General features: G+C 62.9%; 16 protein-coding genes and 1 pseudogene. 4 read left to right on the forward strand and 13 right to left on the reverse strand.

Annotation, left to right across the window (positions count from 1 at the left end):
- Positions 1-22 precede the first annotated feature (22 nt).
- A complete protein-coding gene (locus tag AC2W7L_RS00620) occupies positions 23-1,027 on the forward strand; it encodes a LysR family transcriptional regulator (protein WP_486002809.1) in 1,005 nt (334 codons plus the stop codon).
- 66 nt (positions 1,028-1,093) lie between these two features.
- Here the strand turns inward: AC2W7L_RS00620 and AC2W7L_RS00625 are convergent, their stop codons facing one another.
- The 6 genes from AC2W7L_RS00625 to AC2W7L_RS00650 form a co-directional block, all read right to left on the reverse strand.
- Positions 1,094-2,479: a tripartite tricarboxylate transporter permease gene (locus AC2W7L_RS00625; RefSeq protein WP_127365151.1), complete on the reverse strand. Its 1,386-nt coding sequence runs from the start codon at positions 2,477-2,479 to the stop codon at positions 1,094-1,096.
- Positions 2,476-2,898 carry a hypothetical protein gene (locus AC2W7L_RS00630; protein ID WP_157070503.1) on the reverse strand — a complete coding sequence of 141 codons (423 nt, stop codon included), beginning with the start codon at positions 2,896-2,898 and terminating at the stop codon, positions 2,476-2,478. Before AC2W7L_RS00630 ends, AC2W7L_RS00625 begins: the two co-directional genes overlap by 4 nt.
- Positions 2,899-2,946: 48 nt before the next feature.
- Positions 2,947-3,882 (reverse strand): hydroxymethylglutaryl-CoA lyase, encoded by a 936-nt coding sequence (locus AC2W7L_RS00635; protein WP_486002810.1) that lies wholly within the window; start codon positions 3,880-3,882, stop codon positions 2,947-2,949.
- Entirely contained in the window at positions 3,879-5,153 is a 1,275-nt protein-coding gene (locus AC2W7L_RS00640) for a hydroxymethylglutaryl-CoA reductase, degradative (protein WP_486002811.1), read from the reverse strand. Before AC2W7L_RS00640 ends, AC2W7L_RS00635 begins: the two co-directional genes overlap by 4 nt.
- A 156-nt stretch (positions 5,154-5,309) precedes the next feature.
- The gene (locus AC2W7L_RS00645) at positions 5,310-7,208 is read right to left on the reverse strand and encodes a helix-turn-helix domain-containing protein (RefSeq protein WP_486002812.1); all 1,899 of its coding nucleotides are present in this window, start codon (positions 7,206-7,208) and stop codon (positions 5,310-5,312) included.
- 78 nt (positions 7,209-7,286) lie between these two features.
- Complete coding sequence (locus AC2W7L_RS00650; protein ID WP_486002813.1) at positions 7,287-8,567, reverse strand: pyridoxal phosphate-dependent aminotransferase; 1,281 nt, start codon at positions 8,565-8,567, stop codon at positions 7,287-7,289.
- Between the two features lie 161 nt (positions 8,568-8,728).
- Between AC2W7L_RS00650 and AC2W7L_RS00655 the strand changes: the two genes are divergently transcribed.
- The 3 genes from AC2W7L_RS00655 to AC2W7L_RS00665 all read left to right on the forward strand — a co-directional run bounded on the left by AC2W7L_RS00655 (position 8,729) and on the right by AC2W7L_RS00665 (position 11,022).
- Complete coding sequence (locus tag AC2W7L_RS00655; RefSeq protein ID WP_062240555.1) at positions 8,729-9,364, forward strand: TetR/AcrR family transcriptional regulator; 636 nt, start codon at positions 8,729-8,731, stop codon at positions 9,362-9,364.
- A 165-nt stretch (positions 9,365-9,529) separates the two neighbouring features.
- Positions 9,530-10,291, forward strand: a complete 762-nt coding sequence (locus AC2W7L_RS00660) for an ABC transporter ATP-binding protein (RefSeq protein ID WP_486002814.1) — start codon at positions 9,530-9,532, stop codon at positions 10,289-10,291.
- Entirely contained in the window at positions 10,288-11,022 is a 735-nt protein-coding gene (locus AC2W7L_RS00665) for an ABC transporter permease (protein ID WP_062240557.1), read from the forward strand. Before AC2W7L_RS00660 ends, AC2W7L_RS00665 begins: the two co-directional genes overlap by 4 nt.
- 36 nt (positions 11,023-11,058) lie before the next feature.
- Here AC2W7L_RS00665 and AC2W7L_RS00670 read toward each other — a convergent pair.
- From AC2W7L_RS00670 to AC2W7L_RS00700, 7 genes and pseudogenes are all read right to left on the reverse strand, one after another.
- A pseudogene (locus AC2W7L_RS00670) lies at positions 11,059-12,487 on the reverse strand (amino acid permease).
- Between the two features lie 133 nt (positions 12,488-12,620).
- Positions 12,621-13,196, reverse strand: coding sequence for a GNAT family N-acetyltransferase (locus AC2W7L_RS00675; protein ID WP_486002815.1), 576 nt, complete (start codon positions 13,194-13,196; stop codon positions 12,621-12,623).
- A 148-nt stretch (positions 13,197-13,344) separates the two neighbouring features.
- On the reverse strand, positions 13,345-14,232 hold the full coding sequence (locus tag AC2W7L_RS00680; protein ID WP_486002816.1) for a hypothetical protein: 888 nt from the start codon (positions 14,230-14,232) through the stop codon (positions 13,345-13,347).
- A complete protein-coding gene (locus AC2W7L_RS00685) occupies positions 14,229-15,074 on the reverse strand; it encodes a hypothetical protein (RefSeq protein ID WP_265418579.1) in 846 nt (281 codons plus the stop codon). The genes AC2W7L_RS00680 and AC2W7L_RS00685 overlap by 4 nt, the downstream gene beginning before the upstream one ends.
- Positions 15,075-15,112: 38 nt before the next feature.
- On the reverse strand, positions 15,113-15,757 hold the full coding sequence (locus AC2W7L_RS00690) for a SipW-dependent-type signal peptide-containing protein (RefSeq protein WP_486002817.1): 645 nt from the start codon (positions 15,755-15,757) through the stop codon (positions 15,113-15,115).
- An 88-nt stretch (positions 15,758-15,845) separates the two neighbouring features.
- Positions 15,846-16,436: an alternate-type signal peptide domain-containing protein gene (locus AC2W7L_RS00695; protein WP_265418577.1), complete on the reverse strand. Its 591-nt coding sequence runs from the start codon at positions 16,434-16,436 to the stop codon at positions 15,846-15,848.
- A 179-nt stretch (positions 16,437-16,615) separates the two neighbouring features.
- Complete coding sequence (locus tag AC2W7L_RS00700) at positions 16,616-17,272, reverse strand: signal peptidase I (protein WP_486002818.1); 657 nt, start codon at positions 17,270-17,272, stop codon at positions 16,616-16,618.
- Positions 17,273-17,387: the final 115 nt, after the last annotated feature.

The raw sequence follows: 17,387 nt of genomic DNA on the forward strand, positions 1-17,387 counted from the left end.
TTGAACTCGATGGAGGAGATCAATGGAACCACTCGATACTCGCGGGCTCACCGCTCTCCGGGCCGTCGCCGAGACCGGATCCGTCGCCGCGGCCGCTGCTCAGCTGCAGTGGAGCCAGCCGACGGTCAATCATCATCTGCGCAATCTCGAGCGCGCTCTGGGTGCCACTCTGCTCGATCGCACTCCGCGCGGATCGCAGCCGACGACGGTGGGCCGCCTCGTTGTGACCCGTGCCGTGGAGATCCTCGGTCTGTGCCAGCGCCTCGGCGCCGAGGTGGCGCTGTGGCGGGAATCCCAAGCGGTGCCAGTGCGCATCGGGGCTGTGCCGACGGTCGGAGCCCGCGTCATCCCGCGTCTGCATGATCAGCTGCAGGCTCGGCCCAGGTGGCAGACCCGAGATGAGGCGGTTGCCGGTGACCGGACCGACGTACTCACGGCGGCCCTTGACGTGACGATGGACGAGCATGCGAAGCTCGTCTCCCGACTCGAATCCGGGGACCTCGACCTCGCGCTGCTCGTGTCGACCGACCTCGACCGAACGTGGATTCCGGCGACGCTCAATGCCGCGCACCTGTATTCGGAGCGGCTGTTCCTGTGCGTTCCGAAGTCCATCGGTCCGATCAGCGTGGACGACCACGGGCGGCCGGACCTCACGGCTCTGGTCTCACAGACCTGGGCGTTCAGCATCGACCCGGGTGATGCCATCGACGAGGTCGTCCGCTCGTTCTGTCTGTCTGCCGGCTTTGAACCCCGCGTGGGGATGCGGATGGATGACTATGCGGCCATCAATCGGATGATCTCGGCCGGTTTGGCGGTGGCGATGATCCCCGAATCATCGCTGTCGACCGACCCGGACATCACCGTCATCCCGATGCCGCTCAGCGACTGCCGCCGTGACGTTCTGCTCGTCTCCCGGGCGGCACGGCCGCAGGTGCGCGTCCGCCACGATCCGATCGTCGATGCGCACAACTCCGCCATCGCCGAGGTGGTCGCCGACGTCCGCACGGTCACCCGGCAGTGGCGGTGACGCTCGGTCCCAGAGCTAGGTGAGTCGAGGTCTCACCGCGGTTTTACAGGGGGTTGAGCCGCCTTCTCACAGCGCGAGGATGGCGGGCACGGTGAGCACGGCGACGTAGTAGCCCATGAACTGGACGCCGGCGTGCATGCCGATCATCCGGTTGAACAGACCGCCGACGAGGCCGACGGTGATCGTCACACCGAGTGCCAGCAGTCCGCCTTCGTAGAGGCAGATGACGCATATGAGGGCCGCGAATCCGGCGATGATCGCCTCGTGGGAGACCGATCGCATCACCCAGGTCGCCGCCCGGTGGGCGTTCGTCATGACGAAGGGGTAGGCGATGGCGACGGCGATGACCGCTGCGATCACGGAGAAGAGTGCGAACTGACCCGTCGTGAGCAGGTCGTGGAGATTGTTCGTCGTCCCCGCCTCCGCGTCGAGAGTATAGACCGGCGGAGCATTGAACAGGGGTGCCGCCGGACCGGCGGCCATCGGCGAAAGCGGCAGCCCGATGGCGATCAGTGGAATAAGAGTTTCGGCGATATAGGTCGATTCCGTTGTTCCATTCCTGACAGTGATGACAGTCGTCAGTCGCTCATAGCCATTCTTGATTCGGCTGCCGACGGCTTCGCCCATGAGCACGGCCATGGCCACGGGTGAGAACACGAAAGTTGCGCTGGTGATCGCTGCCGATCCGCTGGTGTAGGCGAGTTGTTTGCCGCTCAGAGCCTTGAACGGGTTAAGCAGTCTCCTGTCGCCTCTCGGTCGAACATCAGGCGCAAGGTTGAACTCCCGCTTGCCTTCCTGACGCATGGCCCGACGGCCGACAGGCGACATTGCGGAGAACAGGTCGAAGATGAGCGGACCGGTGGCGATTCCCAAGAAGAACGACGTCGTAAAGGTCGCTTCCTTCTGTTCCATAATGAAGGCCTGGAGTCCGACGATGAGCAGAACGAAGGGGATGAGCGCAGCAACGGCGGCTAGTTTTCCCTTTGAGGTATAGGCGACGAGGACGGCGGCAGCGATGAAGATCCACGGAGCGGCGGCACCGATAGCATCAGCGAATGGCGTGAGTACGAGAGCAAAGACAATCGACAGCGGAACTGCTATCGCAACCGATATGACACCACCAGAGATCGCCTTCTGCAAAGCGATGTGAGGGACGCCCAAAGAACGCAGAAGCTGAGCTTCGCGCAACATGGGAACGGCGGTGGTATCCCCTGGTATGCCCAGAAGCGTAGTGGGCACAGCGTGGGAAATATGTTTGGAAATGATCGCTGCAAGGAAGAATGCGATGACGCCCGAGGGCGGAACGCCAATAAGGATCACCAAGAGCGCAAGCGGTGCAACGATGGCTGTTTCGTCTGTGCCGGAGATCAGGCCGATCCCTGTGAAGAGCACTCCGGCAAGGACCGCCATTCCAATTGCCCACAGGACGGGTTCGATGAGTTCTGCGCTCACTTCTCCCCGCCCTTCTCCTGGGCGCGAGCCTCATGATTCTCGACAAGCGCGTCGAAGAGGCCGAGGGCCCGGACCTCTTCTTGGACCGCAGGACGCAGTTCGCGGGGGTCGCCCAGGTCCCCGTATTCCTCGACGATTTCGTCGAGGATCTCCTGGCGATTTCGAGTGTCAGAATCGGATGTAGTGATGACTCGCTTGGGCTTGAACAGCACTCCTGTGATGACCGCGCCGATGATGCAACCGACGATTCCGATGAGGAGTGCATAGGAATGGCCCAGAGTCTCGTCGCCTCGGGAAGCAAAGTACTGATCTGAGATCAGGTAGGCCGGGACAGCGATCCCGACTCCGATGGCTATTCCTCCGATGAGATGTTTGGGGTCGACGGTGTCATTCCACACCTCGAGCAATTGCGGCATCATTGCCTGCCTTCTGTCGGCCGACGGCTGTCGGGAACGTGAATGATGGAACTACCGGCCGAGGACGGCCGAGGACGTTTCGGATGGAAGCGGGATGTCGAGCTGCTCGCCCAGCCATTGGCTGGCCGTCGCCACGGCTTCGAGGTCGACGCCGGTCGAGATGCCCAGGCCCTGGAGCATCCAGAGGAGGTCCTCAGTGGCCAGATTTCCGGAGGCGGTGCGAGCGAAGGGGCAGCCACCGATCCCTCCCGCCGATGCGTCGATCTGACTGACACCTGCTTGGAGCGCGGAATAGACATTCGCAAGCGCCTGGCCATAGGTGTTGTGGGTGTGCAGGGCGATCCGATCGATCGGAATCCCGGCGCCGACCAGGCTATCAAGAACCGCGGTCACATGACCGGGCGTTGCGGTCCCGATGGTATCGCCGAGTGAGATCGTCAGGCAGCCGGCATCGACGAGGCGGCGCGCAGCCGCCGCGACGTGCTCAGGGTCGACCGCGCCCTCCCAGGGATCCCCGAAGACCATCGACAGATAGCCGCGCACCCGCATGCCCGCCGCAGTCGCTGCGCGTGCCACTTCGAGGCTGCGTTCGGTGGTGTGCTGAAGTGGACCGCCGAGGTTGGCCTGCGAGAACGATTCGGTGACGCTGATGAAGACCGAGGCATCTTTCGCTCCCGCCGCGACGGCATCATCGAGACCCCGACTGTTCGGGACGAGGACGGGGAACGCGATATCGGAGTCCAGGTCGAGCCCTGCGAGCACCGATCGGGTGTCGGCCATCTGCGGAACAGCCTGCGGAGAGACGAAGCTTCCGGCTTCGATGGTCTTCAGGCCGGCTTCGGAGAGCCGCCGGATCAGTTCGAGCCGGGTGGAGACAGGAAGTGTGCGTGCTTGCGACTGCAGACCATCTCGAGCGCTGACTTCGCAGACGCTGACCTCGGTCGGCAGGTTCGACGGCACGAACTGCTGTGGGAGCTGTGCCGTCATCGCGATGCACCGGAGCGGAGTTCGTCGAGGATGGACTGGACCCTGTCGAACCGGAATGCCTTCTCTTCGATGAGGCGGTCCACGATGATCGCGGTCTCTTCGGCGTTCGCTCCGGCAGAGGCAGCGAGGTTCTTCGCATGCAGAGACATGTGTCCGCGCTGCACACCCTCGGTGGCGAGAACTCGCAGTGCCGCGAGGTTCTGCGCCAAGCCGGCGGCGACGATCATCTCGGCGAGATCCTGTGCGGTCGCCACCTCGGCGATCTGCAGAGCAGTGCGCGCGGCGGGATGGACCTTGGTGGCGCCCCCGACGAGGCCGACGGGCATGGGCATCTCGAGGGTGCCGACCAGGTCGCCGTCGGCATTCCTCTCGAACGTCGAGAGAGAAGAGTATCGGCCGTCGACGAGCGCATGGGAATGCGCTCCGGCCTCGACCGCACGAGTGTCGTTGCCCGTTGCGAGGACGACTGCCGAGATGCCGTTCATGATGCCTTTGTTGTGAGTGGCCGCTCGATAGGGGTCGGCTGCGGCGAGTTCGTAGGCATGGAGGATGTTGTCGATGACCTCATTCCCGCCGAGCAGATCCCTGTCGAAGACTGCCCGTGCCCGAGACAGTCGACGGTCCGCCTTGTTTGTGAGGATGCGTAGGAGTGCGTCGCCTCCGGCAATGGTTGCCACGGCTCCGGAGACCGCCTCAGCCATCGTGTTGACCGCATTCGCCCCCATCGCGTCTCGGACATCGACGAGGAGGTGGACGAGAACGTACGTGGTCGTCCGCGCTTCGACGAGACGGACCTCGAGGCCCTTGACTCCGCCGCCGACCTCGACGAGCTTGGGGTCCTGCGCATTGGCCAGGTCGATGATCTCGGCTTGCCGTTCGAGGACACGTATCCGAGCGGCCTGCGGATCCGCCACGTTGATGAGCTGAATCTGTGCCTGCATGATGGGCTCGGTCGAACTTGTGAAGAAGCCGCCGTGCGGACGTGCCATGCGTGCTGCGTTGCTGGCGGCGGCGATGACGGAGGCCTCTTCGGTCGCCATGGGAACGAGGACGTCGGTGCCGTTGATCGTGAAGTTGGTGGCTGCGCCGAGAGGAAGCGAGAACACTCCGAAGATGTTCTCGCTGAGGTTCGCGGCATCTTCGGGGCCGAAGGCATCCGCATCGATCTGGCTGAACAGGTCGGCGTCGAGACCGGTCGAAGCCGCGACGGCTTCCCTGCGGTCATCGACCGACATGTTTCTGAAGTCGGCAATTCGGCTGTTCTCTGCCATCGTAAGTCTCCAGTCAGGTCGTCTTCGGCCGGCATCGGCCGTCAGTCGGAGTTCCTCCGCAGAGATCAGTCAACCAAGGCATCCACGAACTTGCCATGTCTCTTTCGGACATGAGATCTTCTCGGCTATAGCTCTTCCGGACATAGCGAGAGCGATCTAGAGGAACGACTTCAGCTTGTCCAGACGGAGAGCGACCTGAAGGCGGAATGCCCGCTCCGGTGCCCTCCACCCCTGACCGAGTACGAGATCGGCTCTCTCCAGGCGTTGCTTGACGGTGTTGACATGCACCGACATTCGGGTCGCGGTGCTGCGGATGTTCATGCCGGATTCGAAGTACTCCCGCAGCGTCGAGAGCAGCTCGGCTGAATGGGTTCGGTCCCATCGGCGCAGCGGCCCGAGCATCCGTTCCATGAATCTCTCCACCTGCTCCGGCGCGGTGCCGAACATTGCGGTATAGGGTGCGAAGTCCTCGGTGGGAAAGATTCCTTCGCTGATGCCGAGGGAATTGAGAATGCGGATGCATGACCACATTTCGTCCTCGGCGGTGCGCAGCTGTTTCCGGTCGTAATCGGTGTCGGAGATGATCACCAACGAACTGTCGAGGGCGCCCGACTCCTCGAACAGGGTGTCCAGGGTGGGCCTGTCGCGGAACACGGCGCTGGGAAGGAGCACCGTGATCCCGGGGGATCGCTGCGTCATGAGAATGCGCGGCTCGATGCGGACCAGGTGGGCGCCGAGGCGGTCATCGTTATCGCTGTCGCCCTGAATCGTCATCAGTCTCCAGGGTCCGGAGAGGCTGAAGCTGCCGATTCGGGAACGGGCCTCGAGCTCACTGAGATCACGAGTGCCGGCAATGATGTCGACTGCGAGTTCCCCACGGACTCGGTTCTCGGCATCGGCCCGGGCTTGTTCGTTCATTCGGATGAGCGCGAGCGTCTGCGCCGCCTGAGCGACGATGTTCGCGTCACCGTCCGCCGGTTCGCCGGTGAAGCGGACGAACAGTCCGCTGTGCTGTCGGCGGTGGGAAGCCACCGAGGCGACATACAGGTGCTGTGCTCCATCGACCTGTGCGCTTCGGCCCGTCGCCCGGCTGTGACTCAGCGCCGCGTGGACGTCAGCATTGTCCACCGCGATGCCGTCGAAGAATTCCTCGTCGGCGGGGAAGTTCGGAGAGCCGAGGCGTCCACTGTCGACGACGATCACGTCGGCCTGGAGCAATTTGGAGATGGCGTCGAGAACTGCGGGGACTCCTTGTCCCTGCAGGACGAGCTGCGTCAGCTGTTCCTCGACCTCGACGAGCCGTTGGAGGGTGCTGGCCTGCGCGGCTGCCGTCTCCTCGGCTTCCGCGGAGGCTTGGGCCGCCGCTGCGAGGTCTCCCATCAGCTGCGCCGTCTTCAGCACCACGGAAGCGTGGTCTGCGAGAGCTGACAGCAGGGTGATCTCGTCGGTGGTGAAGTCATGTGGATAGCGGTTGGCCGCGAAGAGTGCGCCGAGGACTTCGCCGTCGACGACCATCGGCACTCCGAGGAGTGATTCCATGCGCTCGGCCTTCACCGCGGAGTCGACGCGTCTTTCGTGAGGCAGTCGGGTCAGATCGTAGTTCGACGTCCACTGTGCGGCGCGATCACGCACGACCTGTCCTGCCAGTCCGACGCCGGGAGGCACTCGCAGTTCTTTGAGATTCGCCGAGATCGCTCCGCGACTTGCCTGAACACGCAGGTCGTCGGTCTCCGGATAGTACTGGGAGAGGTAGGCGATATCGCATCCGATGAGTGTTTGGGCACGGTCGACGAGCTTCTGCAGCAGCTTCTCGGTGTCTCGCACACGGATGAGCTCCGAGGCGCTTTCGAGCAGGGCCGAACGCTCTCGATCCTTCTGCTTCCACCGGGTCATGGTCGCCGACAAATCGGAGAAGGAGTCGATGAGCTCGGGGTGGTCCTCGATGCCGCCGGTTAGGGCCGACCGGTTGAGATCTATCCCGCGGGAGAGGGCTCTGACGATGTCGGTCACGGCGGTGGCGGACACGGTCCCCGACTCATCATCGATCTCTGTCATGAGACCAGTGTCGCAGGGGCTCGGTGCCGCCGCCGCACCCGGCATCGGATGGGTGCTTCGCCTGAGCGGTCGTGGCCGTCAGCCGGCTGCGGCGGATCCTGCGTGCTCGGTTTCGCGCACCACCGGCAGTTCACACGTCGTCGAAGCCACCTGGCGGTAGCCGGACAGGAACGTGTCGAGACGTTCGATCGCCTCGGTGAGCACCTCGACCGAGGGCAGGGTGACGAGCCGGAAGTGATCGGGCTTGGGCCAGTTGAAGGCCGTGCCGTGGGAGACGAGGATCTTCTGTTCGCGCAGCAGATCGAGGGCGAACTGCTCGTCATCCGTGATGCCGAACTTCTCGACATCGAGCTTCGCGAACATGTACAGCGCACCGTCGGCGCGGTGGGCCGAGACGCCGTCGATCGAATTCAGGCCCTCGTAGGCGACCTGCATCTGTGCGCCGAGGCGGCCGGTCGGCAGGACGAGGTCGTCGATCGACTGCTTTCCGCCCAGGGCTGCCTGAATGGCGTGTTGGGCAGGAACGTTCGAGCACATGCGCATGTTCGCCAGCAGTTTGATGCCCTCGAGGTAGCTGTGCGCCTCGTCGAGCGGTCCGGTGATCGCCAGCCAGCCGGAGCGGTAGCCGGCGACCCGGTAGGCCTTCGACAGACCCGAGAAGGTCAGGCACAGCACATCGTCGCCGGTGAGTGTGGCCATGTTGACCAGTTCGACGCCGTTGTAGGTGATCTTCTCGTAGATCTCGTCGGAGAAGACGATGAGCCCGTGGCGACGGGCGATGTCGGCGATCTTCTCAAGCGTCTCCTGCGAGTACACCGCGCCGGTCGGGTTGTTCGGGTTGATGACGACGATTCCGCGGGTCCGTTCGGTGATCCGGGACTCGAGGTCGGCCAGATCCGGCTGCCAAGCGTCTTCCTCTGCACAGCGGTAGTGGACCGGGGTACCGCCGGACAACGCCACCGAGGCGGTCCACAGCGGATAGTCGGGCCCGGGGACGAGGATCTCGTCCTCCGGGTTGCACAGCGCCTGCAGGCTCAAGGTGATGAGTTCGCTGACTCCGTTGCCGAGGAAGACCTCGTCGGTGCCGAGATTGTGGATGCCGCGGGTCTCGTAGTACTGGACGACGGCGCGGCGGGCGGAGAGGATTCCCCGCGAGTCGGAATAGCCCTGCGTCACCGGCAGGTTCGCGGCGATGTCCTGGACGATCGCCTCGGGGGCTTCGAATCCGAAGGGGGCAGGGTTGCCGATGTTGAGCTTGAGGATCGTGTGCCCGGCGGCTTCCATCGCCTGGGCCTCTTCGAGGACGGGTCCCCGAATGTCATAGAGGACATTGGCCAACTTCGACGACTGCCTGAACATGTGAACCGAAAAACCTTTCATACGACTGCTGCTACATCCACGCTAGGACCCCCGCAGAGGTGGTTCTGACCAAACAGAGGCCCGTTTCCCAGACCTTTGCTCGGTTCGGAGGACCGTTGTGCAGACCTTTTGCAACTGGGCCACACGATACTCTGGGGAGCATGGCGGATGTGAAGCCGGGGCCCCGCCGGAGGGGGCGCCCACCTAAGGAAAGCGGCAGTGACGCTCGGACAGCGATCACCGATGCCGCTTCGGCCGAGTTCGCCGAGAAGGGCTATGACAAAGCGTCGATCCGCGGCATCGCCCGTCGTGCCCAGGTCGACTCCGCACTCGTTCACCACTATTTCGAGTCCAAAGCCGGGCTCTTCGCCGAGGTGGTCAAGCTTCCCGTGCGACCTGACCACATCGTCCGCTCGGCTTTGGACGTACCGGATGACCGCCTCGGCGAGTCTCTCGTACATACGGTGCTCAGCGCCTGGGAACGCTCGAGCGTGAAATCGATCGGGGTGACCGTTCTGCGGTCTGCGGTGAGCGACTCGGCGGCCGGCCGTCTGATCAGGCAGTTTCTGCTGCGTGAGCTCAAAGGGTCGGTGATGCGCAGGATCGAGGCCAGCGGTGTCGACAGTGCCGAGGCTGACCTGCGAGCCAGCCTCGTCCTCACTCAGATGGCGGGCGCGCTCATTTTTCGCCACGTCCTCGACCTCGAACCCCTGGCGTCGATGTCGGTCGACGATCTCACTGCACGCCTGTCGCCCGCCGTGCAGGGCCATCTCGACGGGGTCAGCGACGCGAAGTGAGCCGAACGGCTCCAGCACGATTGCGCCTCACCAGCGGTGGGGGGGCAGTCATGAAATCTCTCCCTGAGAACCCTTGACCGAAGCGCCCTCGGGTGTCATATTCAGCGCATGATGAATAATTCGGTGGAGGCACGAGGGCTGACGATCCGCAGGGGTCGAAAGACAGTGATCGACTCACTGGACCTCGAGTTGCCCAGGGGCGCGATCGTCGGGCTGTTGGGGCCCAGCGGCAGCGGAAAGACGACACTCATGCGGGCCGTCGTCGGGGTCCAGATCGTCGCAGGCGGACGGGTCCAGGTGCTGGGCCGCCCTGCCGGATCGGCAGATCTGCGCCACCGAGTCGGCTATATGACGCAGTCGGCGAGCATCTATGACGACCTCAGCGTGCGGTCGAATCTGCGCTACTTCGCACGAGTGCAGGGCGCTCCGAAGACCGATGTCGACCGAGTCCTCGAACGCACGGACCTGACAGGGCAAGCCGATCAGCTTGCACGGTCGCTCTCCGGAGGTCAGGCCAACCGAGTGTCACTGGCTGCGGCGATGCTCGGATCCCCGGACCTGTTGGTCCTCGACGAACCGACCGTGGGTCTCGATCCTGTGCTGCGCAGTGATCTGTGGGACCTCTTCCGCGGCCTCGCCGAGGAGGGAACGACGCTGCTGGTCTCGAGCCACGTCATGGATGAGGCCACACGCTGTGACCGACTGCTGCTCATGCGGGAGGGCGCGATCATCGCCGATACGACACCGCGCGATCTGCTCTCCAGCACGGGGGCCGCCTCGGCGGAAGAAGCGTTCCTCGACATCATCGAAGTGGACACGGCTGGAATGGGATCTTCCGGGCGGAGCCGGCGATCGGGGACCCATCTGCTCTCGCGAGGCGGTCGCGTTGGCAGGGTCCGCGGCGCGGAAAAGGGAGGTCGGCGATGAACCCGATGCGCACTCTGGCGACAACGGGACGCGTCCTCGTCCAGATCCGGAATGATCCGCGCACGATCGCCCTGCTGCTCATCGTCCCGAGCCTCCTGATCGGCCTGGTGGCGTGGATCTTCGATGAGACCGAGGTGTTCGCCGATATCGGGCCGGCGATGCTTGCGCTCTTCCCGTTCATCGTCATGTTCCTCGTCACCAGCATCGCGACCCTGCGCGAACGCCGCAGCGGAACGCTCGAGAGGCTGCTGTCGATGCCGTTGGGGCGCGGTGACTTCATCCTCGGCTACACCCTGGCGTTCGGACTGCTTGCCGTCGTGCAGACGGCCGTGGCCGTCGGCTACGCGACCCTGGTGTGCGGTCTGGAGATCGAAGGGCCGGTCTGGCTGCTATTCGTCGTGGCGATCGCCGATGCGCTGCTTGGTACGGCTTTGGGCCTGCTGGCCAGCGCTTTTGCACGTACCGAGTTCCAGGTCGTGCAGTTCATGCCCGTCTTCGTGTTCCCGCAGATCCTGCTCGGCGGGATCTTCCTCCCGCGTGATCAGCTGCCCGACGTGCTCGAGGTGATCGGCGACTGGCTGCCGCTCTCGCACGCGATCGATGCACTGGACGCGGTGTCGACCGGTGACGAGGACACCGCCTATATCTGGCTGAGAGTGCTCTTCATCGCCTGCTGGATCGTCGGCGCCGTCATCGTCGGTTCGCTCACCCTTCGGCGGCGGACGCCGTGAGACGGGGCGGGGCCTGGGGTGCCACGAGCTGAGGCGTCAGTTCGCCGAGGACCCCATGGGCTCGGTGCGGTCACTGAGTTCGTGGGGTCGGCGACCGTCCCCACGGACGAACGCGAGGTAGCACAGCCACAGGGCGAGAGCCCACAGCAGGCCGACCCACAGCGCCGGGCGCGAGTCGGGGACGATGCCGACCATGACCAGCACGAAGAGAATGAATGCCACGGTGAGCCAGGAACCGAGGGGCCATAAAGGCACGGGGAATTCGCTGGGCAGACGGTTCTCCCGGGTGATCACGAGTTTCATCCGAAGGTGGGCGGCGAGGATGACCAGCCAGACCAGCAGCGTGGCGAAGGTGGCCAGTGCCCCGAGCAGGAACAGAGCCTGGTCGGGGTAGAGGTAATTGAGAAGCACTCCGACGAGCAGGGCGACGACCATGGTGATGACTGTCATCACGGGCACGCCATTGCGGGAGGTGCGGGCGAAGGACCGTGGGGCCTGCCCCTGTTCAGCCAGCCCATGGAGCATCCGGCCGGCGCCGTAGATATCGGCGTTCATCGCAGACAGCGCCGCAGTGATGAGGACGACTTGGAGGACGGCAGCGGCTGCCGTGAAACCGACGGAGTCGAAGATCGCGACGAAGGGACTGACGTCGGAGGTGATCTGGTTCCACGGCAGGATGCACATGATGACGCCGAGGGTGAGCACGTAGAACAGCAGGATGCGCACCGGCACCGAATTGATGGCTGCCGGGATCACCTTCTTCGGGTTCTGCGCCTCTCCAGCGGTGACGCCGATGATTTCGACGCCGCCGAAGGCGAACATGACAATGGTGAACGAAGTGAGCAGACCCCAGATTCCATTGGGGAAGAAGCCGCCGTGGTCGAACAGGGCCTGCGGTCCCATATGGTCGTGGTCGGCGATGCCGAAGCCGAAGATGATGATCGCGATGCCTGAGGCGATGAGGGCGATGATTGTGACGATCTTGATGAGCGCGAACCAGAACTCAAGCTCACCGAAGACCTTCACTCCGATCATGTTGATCGCCGCAATGAAGAACACCACGGCGAGCACCCAGATCCACCGAGGCACCTCGGGGAACCAGAAGCCCATGTACACGCCGATCGCGGTGGCGTCGAAGACGGCGACGAGGACCATTTCGAAGGCGAAGGTCCAGCCGACGAGGAACCCTGCGAACGGGTGGAGATAGTGGGAGGCGTATTGGCCGAAGGAGCCGGAGACGGGGTGGCGGACGACGAGTTCGCCGAGGGCGCGCATGACCATGAAGACGGCGGCGCGCGATGATGTAGGCCAGCAGTACGGCAGGTCCGGCCGATTGGATCGACGCCGACGAGCCCATGAAGAGGCCGGTGCCGATGGCCGAGCCAAGGGCCATGAAACGGATGTGGCGGGCGGTCAGGCCTCTTTTCAGGCCTGCGTTCTCCCCGTGCTCGTCGGCTGAAACCATGGGTGTCCTTGACTCTCGACTGCCCGGGGCCACCCTTCGAATCCGGGTTCTGTCTCGGCCCCACGGCCATCTCAGAATCTCATATGGACAAGGAGGTAGTAGACGGACCCCGGAGCAAAGAGTCAGAGATCACTCAAGCCGTCTGCCTGTCACTGGCGAGCATCCCGAAGATGAGGGTGTCGGTCCACTCGCCCTTCGACCACCAGTCCTTGCGCAGGTGCGCCTCCTCCCGCATGCCGATCCTCCGAGCCAATTTCGCCGAGGCTGTGTTCCGCGAGTCCATCTGTGCGAATACCCGGTGGAGGCCGTAGTGATCGAAGGCGACGTTGAGGACGGCGATGGCCGCTTCGGTGGCGAAGCCGTGGCCGCTGGCGGCCGGATCGAGGATCCAGCCGATCTCCGCTTTCTCATCACTGCCGTCTTCGAGCCACAGCGCGATATCGCCGATGACGCGTGAGCCTTCTAGGGAATAGAGACCGTCGGCAGTTTCGATGACCAGCGCCAGGCTACGGGATTCGGTCTCGAGCCCCGTGCGGGGGAGGCGTTTGGCGATCTCGGTCTCGGCCATCTCTGCGGTCCAGGGGTCCTGGAGGAGGAACCGAGAGACGTCCTCACGGGAGTAGATCGGAAGGTGCGCCTCGGCGTCGGACTCGCGAAACGTGCGCAGGTGCAGCCGGTCGGTGGTCAGCGGAAGTTCGAGTGGTTCCATGTGCCTACTCTGCCAGGCGAATCTGTGGGGATGACGAGCAACGCTGGGAACGGGGCTCTGGCGAATGCGTGACTAACGCATGCGAGCTGACGGCCTCCAGCCTGATCGGCATCCGCGTGAGGTGAGTGGAGGGAACTTGGAGCCTGAGTCAGCTCGCAGCTCGGCCTTTGCGCCTCTGAACAATGGAGATCACGATGCTGCCGAAGAGCAGCAGACCGGCACCGGCGAACAGCACAGGCAGCGACCCGAGCCCCGTCCGCGGAAGCGCCCCGTCGGCATCTGATCCCGCAGCTGCTGTTGTATCTGATTCGTCGAAATCTTTGCCTCCAGCGTCCGAAGCGGCATCTGAATCCGAGCTACCGGAGGCTCCCGCGCTCGCATCACCGTTCGATTTCGAGTCTGAGGCGGCAACAGCTTCGTTGCCCCCGTCTGCGGACGAACCATCATTCTCATCTGAGGCAGAGGCATCCGCATCGCTCGATGCACTGTCGTCGAAATTCGCGTCGGAGTCCTTCGGCGGATCGGTCGGCGGAGGCGTGGGTCCGACACCGTCTCCCTGAGCAGTGACGATGACTCGAAATCGCGCTTGATCTCGCTTGGTGTCGTTCCCCGCCGATTCGGGGAGACGGATGGAGACTGTGATCGATTCCTTGTCGCTCGGGGAGAGCGTGCCGAGCCAGAACGGGGATTCGGTATCAAGTGCTTCGCCGAGGGGAGCGGATACGGTGTCGTCGAATCCGGTGATCGTGACCTCGGCGAAGTCATAGAGTGGGCCATGCGGTGAGGTGGATTCGAAGCGGAGACCGGTCATGACGTCCTCATCGGTCGTCTGCGAGACGATGAGTCTCTCCGACTTCGTGTCGCCGGGCACAAAGGTGAGGTCGGTGAAGAGCTTGCCGGGTGCGCTCCCGTCGGGACGGGTGACGACGATCTGACCATCGGCGCTCGCTGAGGCGGGGGCGAGCATTCCGCCGACCGTGGAGAGCAGCAGGACGAACATCGCGACTGCTGTTGACTGAACGACACCACGAGTCATCGCACAAATACCTCGACGACCATGTCGTTGCTTGGCGTGGTCGAGCCCCACCATTCCATGACAACCCACTGCACCTGGCGCCCGTCGAAGCTATCGATGTTGTTAGCGTAAGGAGCGAGATTGACGGGATGAGCTGCGGACTTGTCGAAGTCGCCTCCATTGATCCAGTAACTCGAGGCGAGATATTGGACTGAGTTGTCGAGGGTCCGACTCCCGGAAGTGTCTCCTGTGAAGGCGTTCGAAAATGTTGGGTATGCCTCGATGTTGATCCAACAAAGACTTGTTGCACAACTAGGGAAAGCGTCCCTGTTCGTCTTGGTTCGGTTGGAGCTCACAATCCACGAATAGAGCTGGCGATCATTTGTAGTGAGTTCTGCTCCGGCAAGTGAGGTGGATCCTTCTCGGTGCAGGAAAGACAGCCTGGCTCCGAGGCCACTGGCCGGATCCAGGCGGCTGGCTGCCAGAGTCGAAGCTTGTGTTCTCCAATTGATCGAACCGGATCCCGAAGAGTTGCGCCAGGATGTGACCTTGAGTGTGGAGTTATTGGTCAGACGAGTGGAGTCGCAGGCCCAAGTCCTAACTCCGAGGCGTCCGTCTCCTCCGCCTGATCCAAACTCACCATTACGGACAACGGGGACGATGATCATCGAGGAACCGTTTGAAGAATAAGTAGGAAAGTCCTTCAGCCGGTAGACGTTGGGATTTTCAGCAGGATTGGGAACCGAGCACCAGCGGCCGACTCCGCCCGTGGTCTGGTCAGCCGTTGCACGGTCGGTGAGGTAGGCCGTCGTTACGCTAACCGGAACAAGCAGGAGCAACGCAGCCAGGATTGCAGTGATCATCCACGCTCTGCGGTGCGTCGGTTTCGGAAAGCGGCTCGTCAAGGCTTGCCCGCCTGCTTGAGTTGTAGCGAGTTTCTCATCGTGAAAATGGACTGGACGTCCAGACTGGCGCTGCGCCGGTTGAGAAGCTCGACTGCGACGTCGACCTTCTTCCCTGCCGAATTCGTGGCAGTTGCCGGCATTGACAGATCGAGAGTGACGGTCGCGGTGCCACCGGGCTTGAGAGTCTTGCCCAGATCCACCTTGTGGGTGAACCCGCTAGTGGTAAAGGCGGAGCTGGGAATGTCCTTCTTCGTGCCGTTGACGGTGGCGGAAGCCCGCAGATAGGTTCGCACGGCTGCGTAGTCATCGGCGCTCGACGGGGTTCCCGCAATGTCTAGGGTTCCCACTGCCGCAGTGGCGGACTCAGTCGAGTTCGAAACCGTGTACGTCCACCGCTGAGCCTGGACTCCGGGAATGATCCCTTTGCTTCCTGCAGGCACGACGATGTTCGGGTTCGACCTGGTCGAGACACTGGTGGGCCCGGACTGAGCGATTTCGGCCTCAAGTGTCCCCGCTCTGACTTTTGTGGTCTCCGACTCTGTTGAAGCAGACCACGCCGCATACGTCGCTCCGCCGCCGATGAGCAGTGCGCCGGCCGCAGCGGCGGCTGCGGCAGCGAACACTGCGCGACGGAAAGACATGTGCGTACTCCTCAGGTAGAGACGGGGATTGAGGAAGAGTCGAAGGGTGGGTCCGAAACAGCCGAACCCACCCTGAAGCTGATACGGATCAGTTACCGGGGACCTGAGTGAGGGTGTAGTCCACAGCGAAGTTGAGCGCACCGAGCTTGGCATCGTTGTACTGACCCTCGGTGCCCCACGGGAAGGTGATCGTGGTCGTCACCTCGACTGTGCCTTCACCTTCACCGGCGAGAGTCTCGCCGTCGAGTGTGAGGTCCCCGGTTGCTCCGGTCAGTCCAGTCGCTGCAAGATCTTCGGACTCGATGGCACCGGACAGGGCAGTGTCGGCGGGTGCGTCAGTAGAGGGAGTCACGTCGATAGTGCCGTCGAATTCAGCCTTGATGTTCTCGCCCTCGAGGGTGACGGGAATCGACTGCGTGTAGGTGAGAATGTCGCCGGGGACGATCTGGTCAGAACCGGGGTTGAACGCCACCGGATCGGTTGCGGTGCCGGATCCGTCGCCTTCGTGGCTGATCTCCCAGCCACCACCGGCGGGCGTGCCGAGGTCCAGAGTTCCAGCGGAAATGACCCCGTCGCCGCCTTCAGCTTCGTCGGTCCAGAACGATACGGTGCTGGCTCCGCCGACGAGGAGAGCGACGCCGATGCCGCCAGCAATGAGTGCCTTCGTTGATTTCTTCACGTGTGATCCTGTGTGTACGGGAGGGGTGGTTGTCGACGCGTGAAGCCATCAAATAGTCACATACTGGACTTCAATTGCGTCATGATGCAGGTAATCAGCATCCGTGAATTATGGTAATTGATAAACTTACAACAGGCAACGTAAATTGTGCAAAAGAGAAGTGATCTTGACCGCAGGCATCATTGTTTGATATCTGCTTCGGATGGTAGTTGCTTCTTCCTCCGATGCTCGATGAAGCTGCGGATCAACATGATGACTGCGTAGCCGATGAGGCAGACACCGACGATCGTGGCGATGGTTTGTCGGTTGCCCATCGGCACTAACTGGCCGAGGTATCCGACGTACGGAATGTGGTAAGTGACGACTCCTCGGATCTGTTCGGGGCGGACAGGGAGGGGATCCTCGGCGTTGTTCGCATCTCCCTGGGTCCGATAGCGAGTCTTGCCCTCGACGACATCCACCGCCACGACGCGGTGCGTCACCGTCAGAGGCTCTCCGGACTTCAGCTGATAGGTCACGACATCGCCGAATGTGACCTCGCCGGCTTCGACATGTTTGGACACGACGATCGAGCCGGTCGGAATGGTCGGCTCCATCGATCCGGAGATCACCGTAAACGGCTCTGCTCCGATGACTCTCGGCACCACAACCGTGAGCACGATGATGAGCGCGAAGATGCCTGCCAGTGTCCAGGCGATCACCTGCAGGGCGATGCTCAAACGGCGCATCCAAGGGGAGCGGGAATTCGTGGATTCTTCTTCACGGCGCTGCCGACGGCTGACCGGCGGCGGATCGACCTCCGGCGACCGGGTGTCTTCAGAAGAATTCTCGGACATGCTTCCAGTCTGCCATTTTGTGACAGCCGATGTTGTCAGGATCGGTGATACTGAAATTCGCCGTCGAGGACATGTTTGAGCTCAGCTGATAACTTTCGACATCTCAGGCATGCTC

The organism is Brevibacterium sp. LAARM3_SD1 (assembly GCF_057364765.1).

Bases quoted from the DNA above. Each gene is read 5' to 3' on its own strand.
- AC2W7L_RS00690 (WP_486002817.1), bottom strand. From the start codon at position 15,757: ATGTCTTTCCGTCGCGCAGTGTTCGCTGCCGCAGCCGCCGCTGCGGCC.
- AC2W7L_RS00645 (WP_486002812.1), bottom strand. From the start codon at position 7,208: ATGACAGAGATCGATGATGAGTCGGGGACCGTGTCCGCCACCGCCGTG.
- AC2W7L_RS00655 (WP_062240555.1), top strand. From the start codon at position 8,729: ATGGCGGATGTGAAGCCGGGGCCCCGCCGGAGGGGGCGCCCACCTAAG.
- AC2W7L_RS00640 (WP_486002811.1), bottom strand. From the start codon at position 5,153: ATGGCAGAGAACAGCCGAATTGCCGACTTCAGAAACATGTCGGTCGAT.
- AC2W7L_RS00665 (WP_062240557.1), top strand. From the start codon at position 10,288: ATGAACCCGATGCGCACTCTGGCGACAACGGGACGCGTCCTCGTCCAG.
- AC2W7L_RS00630 (WP_157070503.1), bottom strand. From the start codon at position 2,898: ATGATGCCGCAATTGCTCGAGGTGTGGAATGACACCGTCGACCCCAAA.
- AC2W7L_RS00620 (WP_486002809.1), top strand. From the start codon at position 23: ATGGAACCACTCGATACTCGCGGGCTCACCGCTCTCCGGGCCGTCGCC.
- AC2W7L_RS00675 (WP_486002815.1), bottom strand. From the start codon at position 13,196: ATGGAACCACTCGAACTTCCGCTGACCACCGACCGGCTGCACCTGCGC.
- AC2W7L_RS00680 (WP_486002816.1), bottom strand. From the start codon at position 14,232: ATGACTCGTGGTGTCGTTCAGTCAACAGCAGTCGCGATGTTCGTCCTG.
- AC2W7L_RS00700 (WP_486002818.1), bottom strand. From the start codon at position 17,272: ATGTCCGAGAATTCTTCTGAAGACACCCGGTCGCCGGAGGTCGATCCG.
- AC2W7L_RS00685 (WP_265418579.1), bottom strand. From the start codon at position 15,074: ATGATCACTGCAATCCTGGCTGCGTTGCTCCTGCTTGTTCCGGTTAGC.
- AC2W7L_RS00635 (WP_486002810.1), bottom strand. From the start codon at position 3,882: ATGACGGCACAGCTCCCACAGCAGTTCGTGCCGTCGAACCTGCCGACC.
- AC2W7L_RS00650 (WP_486002813.1), bottom strand. From the start codon at position 8,567: ATGTTCAGGCAGTCGTCGAAGTTGGCCAATGTCCTCTATGACATTCGG.